Origin of the sequence: Muribacter muris (assembly GCF_001038205.1) — a bacterium.
In the GTDB taxonomy this organism is placed as follows: Bacteria; Pseudomonadota; Gammaproteobacteria; order Enterobacterales; family Pasteurellaceae; genus Muribacter; species Muribacter muris.
The window spans coordinates 1-1,599 of record NZ_JWIZ01000010.1; the positions used below are offsets into that span (position 1 = coordinate 1).

Here is a 1,599-nt window from a genome sequence, read left to right on the forward strand (position 1 = left end):
CAACCGAACGGTAAGATTTTAGGGTTGTTTACCCCCGAAGGCGAACTGGCGTGGAAGGCAGAAAAACGCACCCTTTGGGGAATTTGTTTTGATTGGTATCAGTTCAAATACCCGAACCCGCTTGACCCGGAGATGTTATTTGCGGGGCAGTGGCTAAACCAAGAATCAGGATTGGCTTATAACCGCTTCCGTTATTACGACCCTGAAACGGGGAATTACCTGTGTTTAGATCCGATTGGGCTAGCGGGTGGGGAAACGCCTTATTCTTATGTGTTTAATCCAATAGATTGGTTAGATACGCTCGGCTTACATTTAAATAGCAATAAGTCAAAAGGAAATTTTGGAATTTATGAAATTAAGATTAACGGAGAGGTATATAAGTACGGGAAAGCTGATTTAAATAGAGTTACAAAATCAAGTGGATTACCGACCAGATTGCATCAACAAGTAAGAAAATTAGGAAATCTTTATGGAAAGCAAAATGTTGAACCAAGAGTAATTGAGAAAGGATTAAAAACAACGGAATTAGCAAAACAGATGGAAACAAGTAAATTAGATAGTTTCTATCGTAAGTATGGAAAAGTACCTTTAGGAAACCAAAAGAGTTATAAGCCAAATCTAGAGCCTGTTGTGAAAAAATGTAAGAGGTAGAATTATGAAAGAAATTTATTTTAGACTAGTATATCTTGAACCGGGAATGTTTTTTAATTTTAATTATAAATTAAATATATTTATGACCAATGAGTTAAATAAAAATCTTTATATTGAGAAAATTCCCCTTAGAAAAGGAATGAAAACAGACACAACCGATTATACATTGGTGCTAAATATTAGTTGCCATTCCAATAAATTTACAGTAACAGGCCCAACGATGTACAGAAAGGATCAAGAGATTGATTTTTATTTAAATATTCCCTATAAAAAAATTCCCACTATTAAAGAGCAAGCTGTTTATTTTCTAAGCTATGTAGAATTAGGGCTTATTGATATTTTAAGAGAAGATGCGGAAAAATATGCTATACATTTAGCAATAAGTAAAGTGAAACAATCCGTAACAAGGCTTGATGATAATAATGAGTTATTAGAATTTATTGAGGATTAAGAATATAAATACCCAAATCTAATTGACACGGAAAAGGAAAGTTATATAAAGCAAAGATTTCTAATGAATATTCTTTACTATTGAAGAAGAAATATCTAGAGTTTTTGTAACAGATAAATTCAAAAAATTAGTAGAAGATAATGGGTTAGTAGGTTTTGAATTTTCGGAATATAATGAAGTTGAATTATCTTAATTAGAGGTAATTTATTTGCTCTTTAGCAATTTATTAAAACAACACATCGTAGCCGTAAAATTTTGATGCTAATATCATCAAGAATGTACTGTCTCGTACACAAGCGGTCAGATACTGCAACTTTTTTGCGATTACGATGCCAACGGCAATGAAATTGCACGTTACACCCCGCAGGGCTTTCAGTTGCATCAGCAGTATGATGCGATGGATAACCTTATCCGACAACGGGCAGGGAATGAGCCGAAACACTTTTTCGACAAACACGCATTGCAAGCCACGGGCATTGATGCCCCGACTTCCGCCA

General features: G+C 34.6%; 3 protein-coding genes. 2 read left to right on the top strand and 1 reads right to left on the bottom strand.

The genetic code is table 11. The features are described from left to right. Together RO21_RS02040 and RO21_RS02045 are read left to right on the top strand one after the other, a co-directional pair. On the top strand, window positions 1-651 hold a 651-nt coding region (locus RO21_RS02040; protein ID WP_047976138.1), incomplete at its 5' end, for an RHS repeat domain-containing protein. Window positions 652-655: 4 nt separating this feature from the next. Beyond that, window positions 656-1,102 carry a hypothetical protein gene (locus RO21_RS02045; protein WP_047976139.1) on the top strand — a complete coding sequence of 149 codons (447 nt, stop codon included), beginning with the start codon at window positions 656-658 and terminating at the stop codon, window positions 1,100-1,102. 226 nt (window positions 1,103-1,328) lie between these two features. Here RO21_RS02045 and RO21_RS13320 read toward each other — a convergent pair. Further along, a partial coding sequence (locus RO21_RS13320; RefSeq protein WP_047976140.1) for a hypothetical protein occupies window positions 1,329-1,599 on the bottom strand: 271 nt, incomplete at its 5' end.